This window comes from Allobosea sp. GW823-FHT01F03, assembly GCF_058798075.1.
In genome coordinates, this window is the sequence record NZ_CM179505.1 from 1,831,057 (window position 1) to 1,851,766 (window position 20,710).

Annotated in this window: 16 protein-coding genes; 8 read left to right on the plus strand and 8 right to left on the minus strand. The window is 64.1% G+C overall.

Annotation, left to right across the window (positions count from 1 at the left end):
* Positions 1-356: 356 nt before the first annotated feature.
* The 5 genes from AC3RCC_RS08535 to AC3RCC_RS08555 are packed head-to-tail and all read right to left on the minus strand — an operon-like array spanning position 357 to position 5,572.
* Positions 357-1,475 carry a glycosyltransferase gene (locus tag AC3RCC_RS08535; RefSeq protein ID WP_492258164.1) on the minus strand — a complete coding sequence of 373 codons (1,119 nt, stop codon included), beginning with the start codon at positions 1,473-1,475 and terminating at the stop codon, positions 357-359.
* Positions 1,472-2,629: a DegT/DnrJ/EryC1/StrS family aminotransferase gene (locus AC3RCC_RS08540; protein WP_492258165.1), complete on the minus strand. Its 1,158-nt coding sequence runs from the start codon at positions 2,627-2,629 to the stop codon at positions 1,472-1,474. Before AC3RCC_RS08540 ends, AC3RCC_RS08535 begins: the two co-directional genes overlap by 4 nt.
* The gene (locus AC3RCC_RS08545; protein WP_291640201.1) at positions 2,629-3,228 is read right to left on the minus strand and encodes an acyltransferase; all 600 of its coding nucleotides are present in this window, start codon (positions 3,226-3,228) and stop codon (positions 2,629-2,631) included. Before AC3RCC_RS08545 ends, AC3RCC_RS08540 begins: the two co-directional genes overlap by 1 nt.
* Positions 3,229-3,234: 6 nt before the next feature.
* Positions 3,235-4,173, minus strand: a complete 939-nt coding sequence (locus AC3RCC_RS08550; protein ID WP_492258166.1) for a Gfo/Idh/MocA family oxidoreductase — start codon at positions 4,171-4,173, stop codon at positions 3,235-3,237.
* Between the two features lie 58 nt (positions 4,174-4,231).
* Positions 4,232-5,572, minus strand: a complete 1,341-nt coding sequence (locus tag AC3RCC_RS08555) for a nucleotide sugar dehydrogenase (protein ID WP_291640197.1) — start codon at positions 5,570-5,572, stop codon at positions 4,232-4,234.
* Positions 5,573-6,180: 608 nt separating this feature from the next.
* On the opposite strand from AC3RCC_RS08555, the gene AC3RCC_RS08560 reads away from it, so the two are divergent.
* From AC3RCC_RS08560 to AC3RCC_RS08595, 8 genes are all read left to right on the plus strand, one after another.
* The gene (locus AC3RCC_RS08560; protein WP_291640195.1) at positions 6,181-7,428 is read left to right on the plus strand and encodes a class-II aminoacyl-tRNA synthetase family protein; all 1,248 of its coding nucleotides are present in this window, start codon (positions 6,181-6,183) and stop codon (positions 7,426-7,428) included.
* A gap of 35 nt (positions 7,429-7,463) precedes the next feature.
* Entirely contained in the window at positions 7,464-7,709 is a 246-nt protein-coding gene (locus AC3RCC_RS08565; protein ID WP_291640193.1) for an acyl carrier protein, read from the plus strand.
* 61 nt (positions 7,710-7,770) lie between these two features.
* The gene (locus AC3RCC_RS08570; RefSeq protein WP_492258167.1) at positions 7,771-10,392 is read left to right on the plus strand and encodes a carboxypeptidase-like regulatory domain-containing protein; all 2,622 of its coding nucleotides are present in this window, start codon (positions 7,771-7,773) and stop codon (positions 10,390-10,392) included.
* On the plus strand, positions 10,389-12,758 hold the full coding sequence (locus AC3RCC_RS08575) for a hypothetical protein (protein WP_492258168.1): 2,370 nt from the start codon (positions 10,389-10,391) through the stop codon (positions 12,756-12,758). Before AC3RCC_RS08570 ends, AC3RCC_RS08575 begins: the two co-directional genes overlap by 4 nt.
* Before the next feature lie 11 nt (positions 12,759-12,769).
* Positions 12,770-13,354 carry a GNAT family N-acetyltransferase gene (locus AC3RCC_RS08580; RefSeq protein ID WP_492258169.1) on the plus strand — a complete coding sequence of 195 codons (585 nt, stop codon included), beginning with the start codon at positions 12,770-12,772 and terminating at the stop codon, positions 13,352-13,354.
* A 165-nt stretch (positions 13,355-13,519) separates the two neighbouring features.
* Positions 13,520-14,611 carry a hypothetical protein gene (locus AC3RCC_RS08585; protein ID WP_492258170.1) on the plus strand — a complete coding sequence of 364 codons (1,092 nt, stop codon included), beginning with the start codon at positions 13,520-13,522 and terminating at the stop codon, positions 14,609-14,611.
* A 25-nt stretch (positions 14,612-14,636) separates the two neighbouring features.
* Positions 14,637-15,860 carry an MBOAT family O-acyltransferase gene (locus AC3RCC_RS08590; protein ID WP_492258171.1) on the plus strand — a complete coding sequence of 408 codons (1,224 nt, stop codon included), beginning with the start codon at positions 14,637-14,639 and terminating at the stop codon, positions 15,858-15,860.
* A 284-nt stretch (positions 15,861-16,144) separates the two neighbouring features.
* On the plus strand, positions 16,145-16,585 hold the full coding sequence (locus AC3RCC_RS08595; protein ID WP_492258172.1) for a hypothetical protein: 441 nt from the start codon (positions 16,145-16,147) through the stop codon (positions 16,583-16,585).
* A gap of 36 nt (positions 16,586-16,621) precedes the next feature.
* On the opposite strand, the gene AC3RCC_RS08600 is transcribed toward AC3RCC_RS08595, so the two are convergent.
* The 3 genes from AC3RCC_RS08600 to AC3RCC_RS08610 form a co-directional block, all read right to left on the minus strand.
* The gene (locus AC3RCC_RS08600) at positions 16,622-18,169 is read right to left on the minus strand and encodes a glycosyltransferase family protein (RefSeq protein WP_492258173.1); all 1,548 of its coding nucleotides are present in this window, start codon (positions 18,167-18,169) and stop codon (positions 16,622-16,624) included.
* Positions 18,170-18,236: 67 nt separating this feature from the next.
* Positions 18,237-19,715, minus strand: a complete 1,479-nt coding sequence (locus AC3RCC_RS08605) for a glycosyltransferase family protein (RefSeq protein ID WP_492258174.1) — start codon at positions 19,713-19,715, stop codon at positions 18,237-18,239.
* 4 nt (positions 19,716-19,719) lie between these two features.
* Positions 19,720-20,688: an NAD-dependent epimerase/dehydratase family protein gene (locus AC3RCC_RS08610; RefSeq protein ID WP_452120066.1), complete on the minus strand. Its 969-nt coding sequence runs from the start codon at positions 20,686-20,688 to the stop codon at positions 19,720-19,722.
* Between the last annotated feature and the right edge of the window lie 22 nt (positions 20,689-20,710).

Sequence of the window (20,710 nt, forward strand, 5' to 3'; positions counted from 1 at the left end):
GGCACTGAGACCCGAGCACTCGCCAAGATCTTCGCTTACCGGTTCTGGGGAGCCTCGCTTCGTTCGGTCGGCGGGATGCCGGGTCTTGTAAGCCAGTTTGCCGAGCCTCCTGCCGGACGCGGAATGCGATCTCTCTCTTTGGGAAAGGATCGGAGAGTGCTCAAGAATAGCAAGCCTCATTCTGAGGAGCTGCGGTGCAACGTCTCGCAAGATGCTCCGGATGGTTCCGGAGCATCCTGAAACATCTTTCGAGACGCTATCCCTGACGGGGGACCTCCTCGGGATAAGCGCTGCATGACATCTCGAACTGGGACCAAGGTGCCGGACAGGGGCAGACATTGGAAATTGTCGGGTGGTCAGCCGGCCGGATCGGCATTGAGGGGCCGGCCGATCGTCGCATGCAGGATGCGGTCAAGCTCTTCGCCACGGCGCCGCCAACTCGCCTCGCGCGCGACGTAGCTCGCGCCTCCCGCTCGCATCTCGGCGAGGTCGGGCATCTCCGCCAGCGCCCGTACCGCCTTGGCCAGCGCATCGGCGTCGGCAGCCGGAATGATCATTCCGGCGCCAGCCTGCCGGACGATGTCGGCCTGGAACGGCAGATCGCTCGCAATCACGGGGATGCCGCAGGCCATGGCTTCGAACAGCTTTAGCGGCGCGACGCCCGAGGCGGAACGGCCATCCTGGTCCTCGATCACGCAAAGTGCCGCCAGCGCACCGCGCAGCAAGGCGGGGACCGCGTCGTAAGCTTGCCGTCCGAGCCAGAGGAGGCGGGGATCGGCCTTCGCGGCCTCGACCTTGCCGCGCTCGACGCCGTCGCCGACGATGACGAGCTTCACATCCACGGGCCAGGCCGGTTCCTGCAGCGCCGCGAGCATGCTCCCGACACCGTGCCAGGCGACGAGACCGCCGACGAAGATGACATAGCGGCCGGGAATGTCGGCGCGCGGTCCGTCGGGCCTGAACAGCTCGGTGTTGGCGCCGTTGGAGACGGTGCTGACCCGATCATGGCCGGCAAAGCCGCGGGCCCAGTGGGCGAGGCCTTCGGTGACGGCGACCAGATGGGCGGCCAAGCGGAATTGCGTCCGGTAGAGCCAGGCGAAGAGCGGTGCGAACGGCTTCAGGGCCGGATAGGTCACCCCGATATCGGCCGGCTTGCCGTTGATCTCCTGCACGACCGGCACTTTGCGCCGGCGCGCGCACAGCGCGAGCGGCAATGCCATGAAATGCGAACGGACGAAGACTGCGTCGAACTCACCCAACCGGCGCGCCAAGGCGAACTGCACCCGGCCATAGTCGAGCAGGCGCTGCAGGAAAGAGGTCCGGGCACTGGCTCCGCCGCGCGTGGTGGCGAAGAGTTCGACCTGCCAGCCGCAGCCCTCGAGGCTGGCGATGATCTCGTCGATATGGGTCTGCGATGCCTGGCCCGGCCTTGGCGTCTCCAGGGATAGATAGGCCAGGCGCCGCGGCCTGTTCATGCCAGCGCGGTCGCCCGCACCTGCAACGCCTCGCGGACCGCTTCGATGATGTAGTCCTGCGTCGTCTCGTCGAGATAGGGATGCATCGGCAGGGCTACGACCTCCTGCGCCACCCGCTCCGAGATCGGCAGGCCGTTCCCGGCGACCGGGAAGTGCTTGTAGGCGGTCTGCTGGTGCAGGGGCTTGGGATAGTAGACGGTGGTCGGCACGCCCTTGGCCTTGAGCGCGGCCTGGAAGGCGTCGCGGCGGCCGGCGTCGACACGGATCGTGTACTGGGCCCAGGTCGAGACGCAGTCCGCCATGACATGAGGCGTGGCCACGAGATCCTTCAGCGCTTCGGTATAGCGGTGCGCCACCTTCTGGCGCTTCTCGATCTCTTCGCCATAGATCTTGAGCTTCTCGATCAGGACTGCGGCCTGGATCGTGTCGAGCCGTGAATTCACGCCGACGCGGACATTGTCGTATTTGTAGGAACCCTTGCCGTGGAAACGCAGCGAGCGCAGCAATGCGTCGTGCTCGTCGCTGGCGGTGAGGATCGCGCCGCCATCGCCATAGCAGCCGAGCGGCTTGGCCGGGAAGAAGCTGGTGGTGGCGAAGTCGCCGATCGCGCCGGCGACCCGGCCCTTGTAGCTCGCGCCGTAGCCCTGCGCCGAATCGCAGATCAGGACGAGGTCGTTCTGCTTGCAGAAGGCCTCGATCGGGTCGTAGTCGCAGGCTTGGCCGAAGAGATCGACCGTGATCAGGGCGCGGGGCTTGAGATCGTGCTTCCGCGCCGTATCGAGCGCGGCGGCGAGGCCCTTCGGGTCGAGATTATAGGTCGCTTCGTCGATCTCGGCGAAGACCGGCGTCGCACCCATCCAGGCCACCACCTCGGCGGTCGCGGCAAAGGTGAAGCTCGGGCAGATCACCGCGTCGCCGGGGCCGATGCCGAGCGCCTCGAGCACCAGGATGAGCGCGTCGGTGCCATTGGCGACGCCGATCGCATGCTTCGCCCCGCAGAACGCGGCAAGCCCGGCCTCGAACTGGCCGACCTGCTCGCCGAGGATGTAGTTGCCATCGTGGACGACCTTCAGGATCGCCTCGTCCATGGCCTTGCCGATATGCTGGCGCTGGGCTTTGAGGTCGATGAATTCGATCGCGGGACGCTCGCTCATCAGACGATCTCCTCCAGGGTATCGGGACCGGTCTCGCGATAGCGCCGGCCGGTTTCGGGGCAGGTCAGATCAGGGCCGAGCTTGGCGCCGTCATGGCTCATCCAGCCGATGCGGCGGGCCGGGACGCCAGCCATCAGGGCAAAATCGGGCACGTCCTTGGCCACGACCGCACCCGCGGCGATGAAGCAATAGGCACCGAGCGTATGGCCGCAGACGATGGTGGCGTTGGCGCCGATGCTCGCCCCCTTCTTGACCAGCGTCCGACGGAATTCGGATTTGCGGTTCAGGAAGGCGCGCGGGTTGTTGACGTTGGTGAAGACGCAGGACGGGCCGCAGAAGACGTCGTCCTCGAGCACGACGCCGTCATAGAGGGCGACGTTGTTCTGGACCTTGCAGCCATTGCCCATGGTGACGCGCGGCCCGACCATGACGTTCTGGCCGAGCACGCAGTTCTCGCCGATCGCGGTCTCGCCGAGGACATGGACGAAGTGCCAGACCTTGGAGCCGGCGCCGATCGTCACGCCATCATCGACATAGGCGCTCTCATGGATCTTCGCGCCGGGAAAGCGCGGATCGTCACGCATCTCCGGCGCGGCCATCCAGGGTCAGCCTTTCAGATATTTGTCGACGAAGGGATGCCGCTCGCCATTGGCAATGACCGGCAGGCTGCGGAACTGCGAGACCACTTCGACGCAAAAGCGGACGTCCTCGAGGCCGTAGCCATTTCCGGCCAGGACTTCCTGATAGCTGCGGGTATGCAGATCGGTGAAGCCTTCCGAGAACTCGACCTCCTCGCCATCGAGGGTGATCGAGCGATAGGTCGTCTTCTTGCCTTTGACGGTGTCTGGCAGGTCGTTGGAATCGACCGAGAGGAACCAGCGCACATCGGCCTTCTCATAGGAGAGCAGGCCGCCGGCGCGCTCGCCCTGGCGCAGGCTCGCGGTCTGCGATTTCAGCGGACCGAAGACATAGGCCAGCATGTCGAAGAAATGCACGCCGATATTGGTGGCGACACCGCCCGACTTGGCTTCGTCGCCCTTCCAGGAGGCGTGGTACCAGCGACCGCGCGAGGTGATGTAGGTCAGGTCGACGGCATGGCGCTCGTTCGACTGGGCGATGCGCTCCTTCAGGGCCTGGATCGCCGGGTGCAGGCGCAGCTGCAGGATGGTGTTGATCTTCTTGCCGGTCTGCTCCTCGATCTCGGCGAGGCCGTCGATGTTCCAGGGATTGAGGACGAGCGGCTTCTCGCAGATCACGTCCGAGCCCGAACGCAAGCCGAAGCGGATATGGGCGTCGTGCAGATAGTTCGGCGAGCAGACGCTGACATAGTCGATATGCTCGCCGCGGCGGCGCAGCTTGTCGATATGGCGATCGAAACGCTCGAACTCGGTGAAGAAATGCGCCTGCGGGAAATGGCTGTCGATGATCCCGACCGAGTCGTTGGGATCATAGGCGACCTTGAGGTCGCCGCCGATCGCCTTGATGGCCTGCATATGGCGGGGAGCGATGTAGCCGGCGGCGCCGATCAGGGCGAAGCTTGTCATGATTACGTTCTCGATCTGGTCCATCGCGCCGACGGGCGATGCCGTCGGCGCCGTTCAATCAGGCCTTGAAGACGTTCGCGGCGACCACGCCCTTGCGGGCGCATGCGTTGCGGGTATCGACCACGATCCTGGAATTGGCGACCACGAAAGCGTAATCGACGTCGTCATGATCGGTGGCGATCAGCACGGCATCATAGCCTGCGAGCGCGTCCTTGCTGACCGAGGCGCTCTTGCGGCCGGTGAGCTCGGCATGCTCGCGGGTCGGCGGAATCACCGGGATGAAGGGATCGTGGAACTCGACATGGGCGCCGCGCTTCTCGATCAGCTCGATCAGCTTGAGCGCGGGGCTCTCGCGCATGTCGTCGATGTTCTTCTTGTAGGCGATGCCGAGGATCAGGATCTTCGCGTCGCTCAGATTCTTGTGGCCCTTGGCGTCGAGCACCTCGGCGAGCTGATTGACCACCCGGTAAGGCATGCGCGTGTTGATCTCGCCGGCGAGCTCGATGAAGCGGGTGGCAACATCGTATTCGCGCGCCTTCCAGGTCAGGTAGAACGGGTCGATCGGAATACAGTGACCGCCGAGGCCCGGACCCGGATAGAACGGCATGAAACCGAAGGGCTTGGTCTTGGCGGCGTCGATCACCTCCCAGACGTCGATGCCCATCGCGGCGTAGACCGTCTTCAGCTCGTTGACGAGCGCGATGTTGACGGCCCGGAAGATGTTCTCGGTCAGCTTCACCGCCTCGGCGGTGGCGGTCGAGGAAACCGCCACGGCCTTGACGACGAGCGCGCCGTAGAGCGCGAGCGACATGGCCAGAGCATCGGCGCCGTCGCCACCCACCACCTTCGGAATCGTCGAGGTGCCGAAATCGGGGTTGCCGGGATCCTCGCGCTCCGGCGAGAAGGCCAGGAAGAACTCCTCGCCGCTCTTCAGCCCGCTCGCCTTTTCGAGGATCGGGCGCATCACCTCGTCGGTGGTGCCGGGATAGGTCGTGGATTCGAGGACGATGAGCTGATCCTTGCGCAAGCGCTTGGCGATCGCCTCGGTCGTCTTGACGACATAGGACAGGTCGGGCTCGCGATATTTGGTCAGCGGAGTCGGCACCGCGATCAGGAGCGCGTCGGGCTCGGCCATCCGGTCGAAATCGGTGGTTGCGGCGAAGCGTCCGGTCTTCGCACCCTCGATGATAAGATCCATCGGGATATGCTTGATCGCGCTCTTGCCGGCATTGAGATCATCGACGCGCTTCTGATCAATGTCGAAGCCGATCACCTTGATGCCCTGGCGCAGCGCGGCGAGCGCCAGAGGGATGCCGACATAGCCGAGGCCGACAATGCCGATGACAATCGAACGATCATTGACGCGCTCGATAAATCGCTGCGCAGTTTGCGAAGTCACATTGCACCCCGGGTATTGCGGCAAGGCCGGCATCGGGCCGGTTCGTGCGCGTGCTTCTTCCAGACTTGTGAAATGACGTCAACCGCAAGCGGCTCGCGCAATTGTGCACGCCCAAATGCAACGACACGCAGCATCGCTCGAAAATACCGCGAACACAGCGACCCCGTCCATATCGGATACATTCATCGGCGACGGATTGCGCCAAGGCCGGCGAGAGCAGGCCAGGGGCGCCCCTTGTGCCGCAAGCGGCAAAGCGAGGCAGCGCCGATCGCCGAAGATCTGACCAGACCAACAAGAGAGGATGTCTTTGTAGATCAAGGCATTGCCTCTATAAAAAAAATTCAAAAAGATTATAATAAATAAACGAAAATGCCTGATGTGATTTTTGATTCAAAAATCGACCTGACAAAAGACCCAAAAGACGGACTATAGAAAAATATTAAACCATCAACATTGTTGTATCTATATTTTACTATATCGATACATTTGGATCGACGCCCCTATCGAAGGCTATTACGATAGCTGGTCGAGCGCCGGATTGTCACGCTGTGGAGAACCCGCTATGCACGGTCGCGCTATGATACCAGCAATGCCGCAATGGGAGTCCCATGAGCATTTCATCCTTGGAGTTCCGTCAGGACCCGCCGGTTCCTGCCTTCCTGATCCATGACGTGCTTGCGAAACTCGCTTATGTCGATGAGCGTGTGCAAGGCGCGCAGATTTCGGGCTCCGGCGATACGATTCAGCTCATGCTCCGAGCCGCGCTGGGCGCAGGCGAAATCGAGGCCTTGAAGGCGCGCGTCGCGACGCTCGTCACCGCGATGTCCGACGGCGCCTTCGAGCCGGAGCTGCGCGTGCTGGAAGCCCATGAGGGCCAGATCAAGACCGACATCGATCCGATGGCCGAACTGCTCGCCCGCCGCGAGGTCGTACAGGAGGGTGCCGGTTTCTTCATCATCGGGCCGCTGCTCACGCATGTCGTGTCCTATGTCGAGGATCGCCTGCTCGAGATCGCCGGAGAGCTCGGCGCCACGCCCTTCCGCTTTCCCGCCCTGATTGCTCCCGGTTATTTGGAGCGGGTGCAGTATTTCAAGAATTTCCCGCACTCTCTGAGCTTCGCGACGCATTTGCGCGAGAACCTGCCGGACATCCAGCGCTTCTCCGCCGAGGCGACGACGATCGGCAGCAGAGTCGAGGCCGATCCGGAGCTGTTCGCGCGTCCTGCGGCGATGCTGGCCCCCACGGTCTGCCACCATCTCTACCTGGCGCTCAGCGACACGGAGCTCGATCAGGACGGGATCATCGCCACGGCCAGCGGAAACTGTTTCCGCTTCGAGTCGATCAACATGGTCTCGCTTGAGCGCGTCTGGAATTTCACCATGCGCGAGATCATCTTCGTCGGCGAGGACGAGCAGGTCCGCGAGCGTCTCGACAATGTTCGCGCCGCCGTCCGGCCGCTGCTGGAGGAGCTCGGTCTCGCCTATAAGGTGATGACGGCCAATGATCCGTTCTTCATCGGCACCTTCCGCGATCAGGCCGCCTATCAGGCCGCTTTCGAGCTGAAATACGAGATCCGCGCCGAGCTGCCCTATAAGAAGGGCACCGTTGCGATCGGCTCCTACAACCGCCATGGCGACTTCTTCGGCCGTAGCCTGAACATCCGGACGCCCGATGGCTCGCCGGCTTGCACGGGCTGCATCGGCATCGGCTTCGAACGGCTCGCGCTCGCCTTCGTCGCGCAGCACGGGCTCGACCCGGACAACTGGCCGAAGCCCATTCGGGATGCGGTCGCCAAAGCAAAAGCGCGGCCATTTCGCTTCAAGCCGCTCGCCTCCTCGCATTGCCCGGTCTGCTGACCGGGTCTCCCTTACAGCCACTCAAGGAAACCAGCATGGCGTCGGAACAGACCTACGAAGGCTTGACCTCAGTGATGCGCGAGCTGTTTCGCGATCCCGCCCTGAACGCGACCCCGGAACTGACCGCCCGCGACGTCAAGGGCTGGGACAGTCTCGCCCATATCCGCTTCGTGCTCCAGGTCGAGAAGGCCTTCGGCATCAAGTTCGCCACCACCGAAATCTCACGCTTCAAGAATGTCGGCGAACTCGCGGATATGATCGAACGCAAAAAACAGTCTTAACGCAGCCTTCGCGGCTTTATGCTGCCATCATGCTTGCCGGGGTTTCTCGGAATTGAGTACTTTGCTGTCAAAGCTCGCGGGCCCCAGTATTGCGGCGTTAGCTCTTCTATGCCAGGCTCTGACTGTCAGTGCAGTTGAGCCTGGCGAGATCAGGCGCTTCCCCTATCCATTTGGTAATCTTGTCGCCTTTTCTAGCGATGCTGATTCCCAAAGCGGTGAGCATGGCGTTAATATCCACCGCTTTTTCAATGAACGGCTCGGACTGCCGATATCCGACTCTACCTTCCCCCTTGCTACATACGCTGCGTCTTTTTTTTCCAGCCAAGTAGAGCTTAACCGAAAGAAGATTGGGAAGCTGCCGACCTTCGCCGTTCTTCTGCGCGAGTGGCATCGCGGCAATATCGATCATTTCCATAGCTGGGAGGAAGGCGCATTTCCGAGAATTATTAGCAGATCCGCTGCAGGCCGTTTCTTGCGCAATGGGTTGCAGGTCGAGACCGCTGGCGCTGCGCATCCATTTCAGATGGGCGCGAGATATGATGTTCTGCGTCTGCGCTTTGACCGCCAGCCCCCGGCGGATCTGAGTTTAGTCCTAAAATTCGCGGACGGGAGTGAGCATGCCGTAAGCTCCGGGGCTATCGAGCAAGCTCGTTATGCGCAGGTGGCAACAAGCGAGCTTTTCGGTGTCATCGTCGATATCCTCGCGCCGGATATTCAGGAGAAAGTCGTCAACTTCACGGACCTGCGGCGTGTCGAGTTCATATCGCCCTCATGTCAAGAGACTTGTGAAGTCCGTATCCTAGAGCTCTCACGTGACGGCTTCAGCCGGCGGACAGCTTTAATTCAGGCCCCTGTTCTGGAGGCCTGGAATGTCCGCCCTTTCATTTACACCTCGCACGGGTCCCAGACAAAGAATGCGTCATTCGGGACCGCCCTGCTGGGCGTCAATGCGGTGGCAGCGGAAGCGTCGACCTCCGCCATCGATACCGAAGTCACTCCACTGGCCGCGAATCCAACACGCCATGCCTATCTCGTCGATATATTGAAGCGGCTTGGCGTGGGGTCCGTATGGCCATTTGAGGTTTCTGGCTATCTTTATAGCGCCAGCATCGACACGCCGCCGGCAAACAGCTTTGACGGTTTCCATGTTACGAGGCGTACATGGCCTTTCTGGAATCCTGCGACTTCTATCGATGAATATAAGAATAATATTTTTAAGAAATTTCCAAACCTATCAAGGGATTTGATAGAGAAAATTATTGTCTGCAAAACAACAGGGCCTTGTTCGATGGAGCAAGGGACAGTGATAGGCTTGCTGCCTGCGATTAGCCTTTCTGAAATTACTCGACGCGCAGGAGTAGAACATCTTTGGTATACGCATTTCGGAACCGCCCCGTCTTTCGGTCAATCATTTTTTAATTCCACCCCGGATCAGCCTTTTCCTGCCGCTAATTTACCTCCCTTCGCAACATTGACCAATCGCTTCTACAATTTCTCTGGGCTGGTACCGAAATCAGAGAGGGTCTGGGTCGCGCCTGCAGGCACTGTCGAGAGATATCGGCGGATGCACCATCAGATTGGTGGTCTTCTGCGGTACAGGCGCGAAACGCAGACGGTTGAGATTCGCTCCTGGCTCGACCCGGTGCTCGCGACGCGTGTGCCGGATCGCGGGGCAGGAACGCGCGACCTCCATGGCCTGACGGTGTATGTCGAAGACGCCAGCCGCAGCCGGGTCACAGTGGACGATCAGGAGATCGACAGTTTTACTCGGAATTCCGCCGACGCTTCCGGCCGGGAATCAATTACCGTGGTGGACGACAGTGCGCCGACTGTGCTGATCGGCAAGGCCCCGCTTGAGAGTCGTGGCATTGCCATCGCGACCCAGGGGCACCTCATACGCGGAGCTCACGAATTGTCTCTGGAGACAGGGGCGGATAAACGAGCAGCCTTCACTTTCGTTCCCAATGAGCTCAAGCTCTGGAATACTTCCCATATCAAGATTCGCTACCGCAAATCAGGCCCGGGTCGAGCTTACATAACGCTGACACTTCAAGATGGACAGTTATTGTCGTTGGGCGAGGGCGACAGTCCCAGCCTGGAAGCGAGTGGGTACTTGTCCATGCCAGAAGCTGCCAGCGAGGAATGGGTTTCGTCCGTACTTTCGCTTGCTGACGCAGATTGGCTTGATACGCCCGACGCCAAGGATACCTTGGACAGCGGGCAGCGACTGCCGTTGCCGCTCGGGCAGATCAGGCAGATCGAGGTCGAATTGCGCGATGCTGCGGAAAATTCGCGCCTTTCGATCGAATATCTCCACGCCTTGCGTCCCAACGGCAACGGAGTCGCTCCCGATGGCCGGAAAGTCGTCGCGGGCCGGGTTGCAAACGCCGATGGTGAACCGCTTTCCAACGTCACGGTCGAGGCCTCCGACGGCGACGGTACCGCGCGCCGCACCGCCACTGACAGGGACGGCCTTTACTTCTTCCCGGCGATATCGATAGGTTCGGTTCTTCGCTTGCGCCTGCCATATACTAACTGTTACCCTGATCGCGGCTCGGCAATCGAGGTGCTGAAGGACGAAGTTGAAGTCGACTTCGATACCGGCCGTTGCGACTATTCGCGCTCCCAGGGGCTTCAAACCCATCGGCCTCTGCTCACGCCAACGGAAATTTTTAGTAAATGAACAAGCCGCAGCTTCTGGCGATCGGGCTCGCCACCGCCGTTGTCGTTACCGTCGGCGCCGTCGCCACGGGGCAGTATTTCCAGATGGCGAAGGCGCTCAAGCGCCAGGGCCAGCGCATCGAGGCCGTCACCCTATCGGTACAGGAAGCGCGCGCGACGCTCGGCGCGCTTCAGGGCGTCAATGCGGCCGCCATGGAGAAGCTCACCGGTCTCGAGGCCGCCCAGACGAAGGCCGCGACCAGCCTGGCAGAGATGCTGGAGGCTCACTCCCGGACGGCGTCTAGCCTCACAGAAATGCTGGAGGCTCACTCCCAGACCTCGTCTAGCCTCGCGATGATCGAAACGGCCCAAGCAAGGCTCGCTGCCTCCATGCAGCGGGAGCTGCGCATGGCGCTGCGTTCCGGCGGAGCCGATCTGACCGAGCAGCAGCGCGCCGAGCGGCTGGCCCGAAACGAGGCCCTGCGCACCACGCACGGGCTCAAATCGGATGATGCCACAGTGCAGCCCGGTCCTGTCCTGGCGCTGATCGATCGGGTCGGTCTCGAACGCAAGGGCGGGCTCTACGAGAATTACGGGCTAGACGTCCGGCCTCGCCGGGCCGGCCCGATCAGCCTGTCGGCGACCGAACTCGTCGTGCGCGAAGAGCAGTCGATCCTGATCTGGCGTCCGACCGCCAACCCGGCCCGACCGCCGAACGCGATCGAGATCGCATTCCACGATGCGATGCCTGCGAAGGGCACACTGACGATCGGGCTGGAACTGGCCTCCGGCGAGGTCGTCCGGTTCGCGCATGGATTCAGCAGCGACAACGCCCCCGGTGCCGCGCCGGCCAATCTGCCGGCCGACATCGCCAGCTATTTTGCCGCAGGCGATGCGAGCATCGCCCTCCAGCGCAACAATGATCGCCTTGTGGCGGCACTGCCGCCCAAACTCGCCGAAGCGCTCGGCAGGCCGGACGGCAAGCCACAGGTGAAGGCCTGGTTTCTGATCCTGAGTGGCATGTCCGGCACGACGCTCTCGCTGACCCAGGCCGCGCTTCTGGCGCCCCTGCCGCCAGCCGAGACGGTCACCTTGCGCGGCCGCGTGACGAATGTGGCGATCGAACGGGGGGCTTCGGTCGAGATCATCGACGAGAGCAACCGCCGGCGGACCGTGGGCCTGTCGGCATCCGGAGAGTTCATGCTGGCTGGCGTCGACGCCCGTCGCCCGATCTCGGTGCGCTACAAGCACCAGAACCAGCTGTATTTCAGCCGTCTCGGCCGCTGGTTCGAACCGGTTCTCGATCGCAACGATCTCGATATCGCCGTAGCCCCGGCCTTTTCCAACCCGACCGGCGCCAAGCCCGATGTTCGCCTGTCCTCGCTGAAATTCGGGACAGATGCCGAGCTTGCCTCACGGTACGTTCTGCATAGCCGCCAACGCTGGGTCGGCTATGATCACGCTGCCCAAGAATACGATAGTGTGACTTTCGCGAACAATCTCGGCCATATCGACATCGACCGTTTCAGCGGCAGGCCCGACAGCTGCGTGCGCGTCGCCTTTGCCGGCAGCAGCTTTTCGGTCGCTCTGCAGGTCAACCGTTCCGACAAGTACAACATCCTGCTGGAGGAGGAGCTCGGGCTGCGCCTCGGCCGCTGCGTCGAGGCGATCGTGGTCGGCCGCGACAATGGCGACCCGGGCGCGCTGTACCCTCGACTCAAGCATGTCGTGAAGGATCTGAAGCCGGACATGCTGTTGATCGAGATCTCCTCGATCGCGATGAACCAGCTCAGCCCGGAGATCCTGAGGCGGACTTATGGCTTCGACTACGAAAGCAGCCCGCTCGACCATTTCGAGTACGACTCGGCAGGCAAGCTCGTCTTCAAGCGCTGGGAACCGAACTACGGCGTGTTCACGACCAAGGCGACGAACGAGCCGCTGCGGGCCGGAATCCCGCTGGCAGCCGAGTCCACCGTTCCCTTCGGCCAGATGACCCCGGAGATGAAGGACGCCTACAAGCTGCTGGCCGACATGCTGCGCCTGTACAAGGAGGAGTTCCAAGGCACGCCGCTGGCCCTGTTTACCGGCTTCGACCAGGCAGCCTGCCGCAATCTCTGCCAGCCCGTGGCCAAGCTCGCGGACGGCACAGCGGTGGAGTATGGCGCGGTTCCGTTCCTCGCCAATCAGAGCCGCGTCTGCAAGGAGGCCGGGATCGCCTGCGTGCATCCGAATCTGCCGCGCGGATTCAATGATCGCAGTGGCGCCTATCTCACCTGGGATAATGATTTCCATCTGAGCCCTCGCGGCCATCAGTGGTTCGCCCAGCAAATGGCGGAGAAGCTGGCGCCGGCGCTTGCCGCCATTCCCGTCCGAGCTGAAACGCCGTGAAGGACGGGACCGTGACCACGCCCTCCTTCGCGCCCTGCCGCGATCTCGACGCGCCCAGCCGCCTTGCGGCGGCGGCCTTGGCTGTCGAGGCCCTGCAGGAATTCTATGAGCGACTGCCCTTTTCGCACGAGGATCTGCTCGCCTGCGTGGCGGATGAATTCGTCACGGAAGGCTCGGAGCTGGGTGACGCGGTCGCAGCGTTGCAGGAAGGCGTGGTCGTCGGGCTGTTCGCCGGCTACCCCGCCGACGCGCAGGCCGAGCGCCAGCAGCAGAGCGTCTTCCACTGCCTCTCGAGGTTGGATCCGGACAAGCTCGAGCAGGCGCTCGCCGTGCTGGACGAGCATCGCCGCAGCGTTCCCACGGTGCCCGCCGGCAGCTTCTATCTCGCCCGCATCGCGGTCGCCTCCGCGCAGCGTGGCACGGGGCTGGCCGGGAAGGTTCTCGACGCTTTCCACCGGGCGGGGGCAGGCCATGCCGGGCTGAGCCTGCATGTGCGCGCCGACAACCGGCGCGCCATCGCCTTCTATCGCAAGAACGGTTTCGCGCTGGCCGGGACGGAAGGCATGAACTATCAGGTGATGAGCCGCGCGACATGAGCAACGGGACTTTCCAGCGCGGGCTCAGCATCTTCTGGCTGATGCTCAAGATCGGCCTCATCCTGTTGCTGGTGAGAAGCGAGACGGCCCGGTTCATCTATCAGAACTTCTGATCGTGCCACCTCCTCTGATGCGATCCAGGCGGCCCTTCGGTTTGGAAACATGATGCGAATCTGGCTCTGGCTCCTGGCTGCCGCGGCGGCTATCGGCTGCTTCGTGACGGTCGACCGCCTCGTCGCGTCGAACCTCTATGAGGCGCACGCCCTTGCGGAAGCCGTCGATATCGAAAGCACCGATACCTATCTCGCCAAGCTGGAGCTGATCCGGCGCCATCCCGGACCGGTGGTCGCGGTCATCGGCGATTCCCAGGTCGTCGGCGAGACGATGGCCGAGCACGGCGATCGGAGCTGGCGCAACCATACCATCGATCGCCAGTTGCAGCAGCGGCTTTCGGCCGATCCGGCGCTGAAGAGCGCGCTCGTCGTCAATCTCGGCGCCAATGGTATGCTGCCGGCCGATATGGAATTCGTCGCGCGCGACGCGCTGAAGGCGGGGGCCGACGCGATCATCACCAATGTCAGCATTCGCAGCTTCTCGGCGGATTTCGACAAGGCCGAAGCTGCGATGGCCAGGCCCTGGCTCGCCAGGCTCTGCCGCGACGCGCAGGACGCTTTGCCGCGCAGCTGCGACGAGGCTTCCTGGTCGAAGCGGACGCGTGACCTGCTGGCATCGCATTGGGTCCTGTACCGGAACCTGGACTTTCTGCAGGAGCGCTATCTGGGCGGCTCCTATCGGGAAGCCCTGCACACGCTCACCCGGTTCCTGCCCCTCTATCTGGCCGACCCTGACGCTGCCTCGCCGCCCGGCGACGAGCTCGTGCTCCTGTTCCGTGCGAGGGCGCGCTTCGAGAGCGTGGCGTTTTCCGACCAGCACCTCCAGGCGCAGGCGCTGAAGCGGACCCTCGACTTCGTCCGCGGCGCCGGCGCGCATGCGATCGTCTTCTACTCGACCGAGAATCCGACCCAGATCGGTCAGCTCATGGCACCGGCCAAGGCCGAGGAGAACCGACAGAAGATCCTGTCATTCCTCCAGGGCTACGCCTCGGAAAAACTGGTCATGGTGCCGCCGCTGCCCGAACTCTCGGCCCGTTTCTTTCTCGACTTCATGCATCTCGACGCCGATGGCTATCGCATCCTGGCCCAGCATCTCAGCCAGCCGCTTGCCCGTCTTCTGGCCGCGTCGGCCAATCCCCGCTGAGCGTCGTTCGAAGGAGCGGTGACGAGTGTCTTTCTGGGCATCCCCGATCACGGTCGGCACGGTCGGCTTTCTTGTTCTCGTCCTCGCGCTGGTGGTCGCGGCCTGGACCCCGATGCGGCGGCATTTCCTGACCGTCCTGATCGCCGTCAACCTCGCCATGCTGTTCTCCTGGCTGCGCTGGATCGATGCCGCCTGCCTGCTGATCTTTCTCGTCCCGCCCTTCCTGATGGCGCGGCATCACTGGGGATCGGGCAAGCCGGCGCCGACGCGGGCCGTGCTCGGCACCGTGCTCCTCCAGATCGCGCTCTTCCTGGTCCTGCGGCGCTATCCCGGTTTCGACGTCACCGGGCTGCTCGGCCACCCCGTGGCGGTGATCGGCGTCTCCTACATCATGTTCCGGCAGATCCACCTGATCGTGGATGCCCCCTACAGCACCGAGCCCTTCTCGCTCGCGCGCTACTTCGCCTATACGACCGCGGTCTGGAGCCTGTTGGCCGGGCCGATCCAGCGCTATCCCGACTTCGTCGCCGGCCTCGGCAAGATCGGTCGCCCCGGCGAAGATGCTTTGCTCGCCAGCGCGCACCGGATCACGACAGGCATCCTCAAGGCGTTCGTGCTGGCGCCGATGTTGCTGGAAACCAGCAAGCTCGGCAGCGCCGCCGGCGGTGAATTCAACGCCCTCGCCTGGCTCGTCACCTTCTACAGCTACTTCATCTTCCTCTATCTGGACTTTTCCGGCTACACCGACATCGTCATTGGATGCGCTGGCCTGTGCGGGTTCAGCACGCTTCCCGAGAACTTCAATCGCCCCTACCTGTCGCGCAATGTCCAGGAGTTCTGGGCGCGCTGGCACATCTCCCTCGGCACCTGGTTCCGCGACTATGTCTTCACGCCGCTGTTCCGCCTGCTCGGCGACTGGAGCGGCTGGCGCAGCCTGTTCCTGACCAATATCGCGGCCCTGGCGGTCACCTTTCTGCTCGTCGGGGCCTGGCACGGGCCGGGCCTGAATTTCGTGGCCTTTGGCATCGCTCAGGCTGCGGGCGTCGTCGCGGCGGTCAGCGCACGCGCGCTGCGGGAGCGTTTCCTGACGCCCGAAACCCAGGCGAGGGTCGAGAGCAACCCGATCCTGATCGGCCTGTCCTGGCTGCTTTGCTTCCACTTCATCTGCGCCAGCTTCCTGCTCCTCGAGAATTCGCCGGGCGATGTCGCGCGCTTCCTGGGTGCGATGTTGGTGCATCTGGCCACCTAGCCCGGGCAGCGCGGTTGACGCAGGTCCGCCGGGCTCGCTGGATCGCCGCGCGTCCGTTCGGACGCGGTTACGGTGATCCAGCTTTTTGTTATCGCATCGGAGTTTTCCGAAAAGTGGATTCCACTTTTCGGTCCGATGCTATAGAGCAGGCCCGTGAAGATCGGCTCGGGTTCGCGATGCGGGCCAGAGAGCGTCGAGCCGGAAGGGCAGGTGTATTCGCCCGGTTTCCGGCGACCCGGCGGCAGCCAGTTCGCTGTCATGCCGGCTGAACTGGAGAGATGACGATGCGTGGCAGGCTCGCGGCACTTGCCGCAACACTCGTATTGACGGCTGGCGTGTTCGTCCAGCAACCGTCCTGGGCACAGGATGCCAAGAGCGCCGTCACGGTGGAGGAGAAGCAGGTCTTCTTCGTCGCGCGCCGCGATACGGTCTTTGCCCTGATCGATCTCTATTCCCAGCGCGCACAGATCGAGGCGCTGTCTCCTGCCGAGCAGAAGGCGGCGCTCAAGGCGACCGCGGAACAGCAGGGGCGGCTGCTGCTGGCCAAGCCCGGCATGGAGGGCGTTTCCAAGGTCCGGATCGAGTTCGGCTACATCAAGAACATGGACGAGTATGCCCGCCAGGACTTCAGCTCGATGGTGCGCCACGGCCATGTGCTGCTGCAGAAGGACAGCGATTCCATGCGCTTCCTCGAGGAGAAGCTCGACTTCAAGGCCGGCGCCTGACCAGGAGCCCGGCCGCGCCGACGCGGCTTGGTCGGCTCAGCCAGCCTGCCAGCGTCCGTCCTGATAGCAAAGACGCGCCAGCAGCGCCTCATAGGCGCTGAACTGTTCGCGCAGCTGGCGCTCGACGCTGTGCTCGCGCCGCATCCAGTCCTGCGCCGCACGGCCCAGCCCCGCCTCGTCCGTGGGGTCGCGCAGGCAGGCCTCCATCGCATCGGCCACCTGCTCGGCGGTCCGGCAATTGTGGATCGGCGGCGGTGCCGAGAAGAACGCTCCGCCCAGCCCATGATCGTAGCCGGTGATCAGCCGCTTGCCGAGCGCCAGCGCCTCGAGCGAGACGCCGCCGAAGGCCGGGCTGCGGAACTGATCGATGATGGCGCGGGCCCGCATATAGGCGGGCCAGAGCTTGTGGCGCGGCAGCGGCTTGGCCCAGTCGATCCGGTCGGCGATGTCGAGCTCGACGATCAATTTACGGCTCAGCCCGATTTCCTCGCCCCATTCGCCGAGCACCAGGCGAAAATCGTGGCCGCGCGCCTTCAGCAGCGCCGCCCCCCGGATCGCGACGTCATTTCCCTTCAGGATTGAATCATTGCCGTGCTTCCAGTGCTGGCGGGCGGGCGCATAGAACACCGGCGGGCCGCTCGGCTCGGGCTCGTTCCAGGTGGCGGCGAAAGCGATGGCATCGTCGATGTCGAAGGCGTGCAGCACCTTGTGGACATGGCCCATGTCGAGGCCGAGCGCCTCGGCCGCCGGCATGCAGTCGCTGTTGGTGACGAAGACCTCGGGCGACATGCGATAGACCCAGCGCGTCAGCCTGCCTTCGGGCGTTTCCTCGAAGGGCAGGCCCCGGATGGTTCCGAGCTCATAGGACAGGAAATTGGGCAGCCCGGCCGCGGCCGGATAGACGGACTGGATGGTGTAGCCCTGGATCACGTCGTACCAGGCGAGCGTGTCCCGCCAGAGCGCGCTGCGCTGGATGAAGGGCAGGACCGCGGGCGGGGGCTCGATCGCGAAGCTGCCCGCCGCCAGCATGGCTTCCGCCCCCGCCGCTGCGGGCAGCGTCTTGCCCGGGCCGCGCAGCAATCGCTTCACATAGTGCCGCAGGCGCATCGCCAGGGGATTGCGGCTCGTCAGCAGCGCCTTCATGACGCCGGCCGGCAGCGGCATATCCTGCGCGTAGCTGCGGGCGTGGAAGGCGATCTGGCGCTGGAGCTTGCGCGCTTCCTCCGCCTGCCCGTGCTGGCGCGCCGCGAGATAGCGGAAGGCCAGGCCCTCCTCGCCGAGAACGAACCAGTCCGGACGCTTGTAGCCGCCGAGATCGACCCTGGACCATTTTGGCGTGCGGTCATCGCCATGGTCGCCCTCGATCGGTGCCTCCAGCCATTCCGGGCAGGCCATGATGTGGAAGAAGCCCGGCTCGATGCAATCGGCGTCGATCCCGGCCCGGCGCTGCATGCGGGCATTGACGAAGGCGTAATTGGCGATGTTGCCGATATGGAGCACTCGCATGCGCCGGCCGAAACGCTGCTCGAAGCGGTGTGGCAGATCGAGCGCGTCCGGACCGGTCGTCCAGCCTGCCGGCGTCATGGGCGCGCCCCGCACCCTGCGTTGCCTGGAGCATGTTCGAGCGAAGCGCAGCCCGCTCCGGCGCAGCTCATGCGCATCGCCTGTCCGTCCGTTCCGTCAGTCGCTCGAAGGCCGCGAACTGGCCGGCGAGCTGGCGCTCGATGCCATGCTGCTGCGCCATCCAGCCCCGGCCGTCGGCGCCACGGCCGGCGCGATCATCGGGATCGTCGAGGCAGGCGGCCATCGCCGCGGCGAGCGAGGCGACGTCGCTGGCGGCGAGCAACGGCGGCGGCTCCGCGAAATAGAGTTCGCCCGCCGCTTCGTCATAGCGCGAGACGAGACGGCGCCCGCGCGCCAGGCTCTCCAGCCCGATCCCGCCCAAGGCCTGGGCACGGAACTGGTCGAGCACAGCGACCGCGCCGTCATAGAGCGGCCAGAGCCGGCGCCGGCAGACCGGGCGCAGCCAGATCGTCCGGTCGGCGAGCCGGTGGCGCTCGATCAGCGCCCGCGTCGCCGCGACATCTTCGCCCCATTCGATGAAGACGAGACGGAAGGCCCGCCCCTGCGCGGCGAGCCGGGCCGCGGCCTCGATGATGACATCGTTGCCCTTGAGGAAGCTCGCGCTGCCGCCGGTCCAGTGCTGGCGCGCCGGAGCCAGGAAATAGGGGGCGCCGTCAGCGATCCCGTTCGGCAGCGCCGCCGGGGCATCCGCCGTGTCGAGATCGAAAGGATGCAGGATCGGCAGGCGATCGGCGTCGGCGATTCCGAGCCGTTCGGCGCTGGCGACGCAATCGGCATTGGTGATCATCACCATGGCGGCATTGCGATAGGTCCAGGCGCAGAGCCGCCCGGCCGGCGTGTCCTCGAAAGGCAGGCCGCGCAGCGTGCCGAGCTCGCAGGCGACGACGGCAGGGTGACGCGCCGCGAGCCCGTAGATCGCGCCCAGCGCATAGCCGACGACGACGTCATAGCCGGCCAGCGCCCGCTCGAGCGCCGGCCCCAGCGCCCGCAAGGCGGTGATTTCGGGGGGGAGCCCGGGATCGGCCGGAACCTGGGTCGAGACAGGGGTGGAGGCAGCCGGAGCCTTTCGTCCGTAGACCAGGCCACGTCCCAGTCCGCGCGCGATCCGCGTCAGGGCCGGGGCGGCGGCAAGGGCTGGCCGGAGCCGGCGGGTCAGGGCGAGCAGGCGGGCCCGGCGCCGGACGGCGGTGTCGATCTGGATGCGTGCCTGCGCCGCGCCCGCGGCATCGCCTGCGGCGCGGGCGGCGGCGAAGCCGAGAACGAGATCGCGCGGCCCCTGGGCGAACCAGTCGGGCGCGCGGTAGCCGCCGAGATCGACCCGTGCCCAGCTCGGGTTGAAATCATCGCCCCAGTCGCCGCTGATCAGCGCCTCCGACCAGGCCGGATGGGCCATGATGTGATAGGAATCGGGGTCGATGACATCGGCCTCGACCCCGTGCCTGCGCATCAGCGATGCATTGACGAAGGCATAGTTCGCGACATTTCCGACATGCAGGACGCGCGGCGGGCGGCCATGCCGGGCCCTGAACCGCTGCGGCCACGACATGCTGTCACTTTTTCATCTGGGAGCGGTAGTATTCGGCTGTCAGGGGGATGCCTTCCTCGAGGTCGACCTTGGCCTCGAAGTCGATCTGAGTGCGGGCCCAGTTGGTGTCGGGGACGCGCAGCTCGATATCGGCATAGTCCTTCCAGGTGAACTCGATCTTGGAGGAGGAGCCGAGCAGGCGGATGACCGTGCTGGCCAGGCCGTAGATCGTGGTCACGGCGCGCGGATTGCCGATGTTGAAGGCCTTGCCCGGCGCATTGGGGTGCTCGATCGCCGCCATCACGCCGGCGACCATGTCGTTGACATAGCACCAGGCGCGGATCTGCGTGCCCGAGCCGTGGATCTGGATCGGCTCGTTGCGGATCGCCCGCTTGATGAAGGTCGAGAGCGCACCCTCGCCGACCTGGCCGGGGCCGTAGACGTTGAACGGGCGCAGCGCCACCGTCGGCAGCTTGTGCTGGGCCCAATAGGCCAGGGTGAGATGCTCGGTCGCCAGCTTCGAGACCGCATAGCCCCAGCGCGCCTCGCCGACCGCCCCGATCACCGCCGAGGAGGTCTCGTTCGAGCCATAGGCATGCGAGCCGAAAATCTCGCTGGTCGAGAAGGTCACCACCCGCTCGATGTCGTCGCCGACCGCCAGCGCCCCGCGCAGCGCATAGACCGTGCCCAGCGTGTTGATCTCCAGCGTCGAGACCGGCTTCTGGCGCACCGTGTCGATGCCCGCCACCGCGGCGCAATGCACCAGATGGGTCGGACGGAATTCCTTGATCGCCGCCGCCAGCGTCGCCTCGTCGGTCACGTCGCCGCGATAGGTCTTGATGCGCTTGACATTGTCGCCGAGCACCGTGCTCGCCGCATCGCGCGCATAATTGTCATAGGTCGCGATCTCGTTGCGGTCCATGAGCAGACCGGCAAGGTTCGAGCCGATGAAGCCGGCTCCGCCGGTGATGAAAACCCGCTTGTTCTCAAGCATGCACTGCGCCTTCGGAACATGG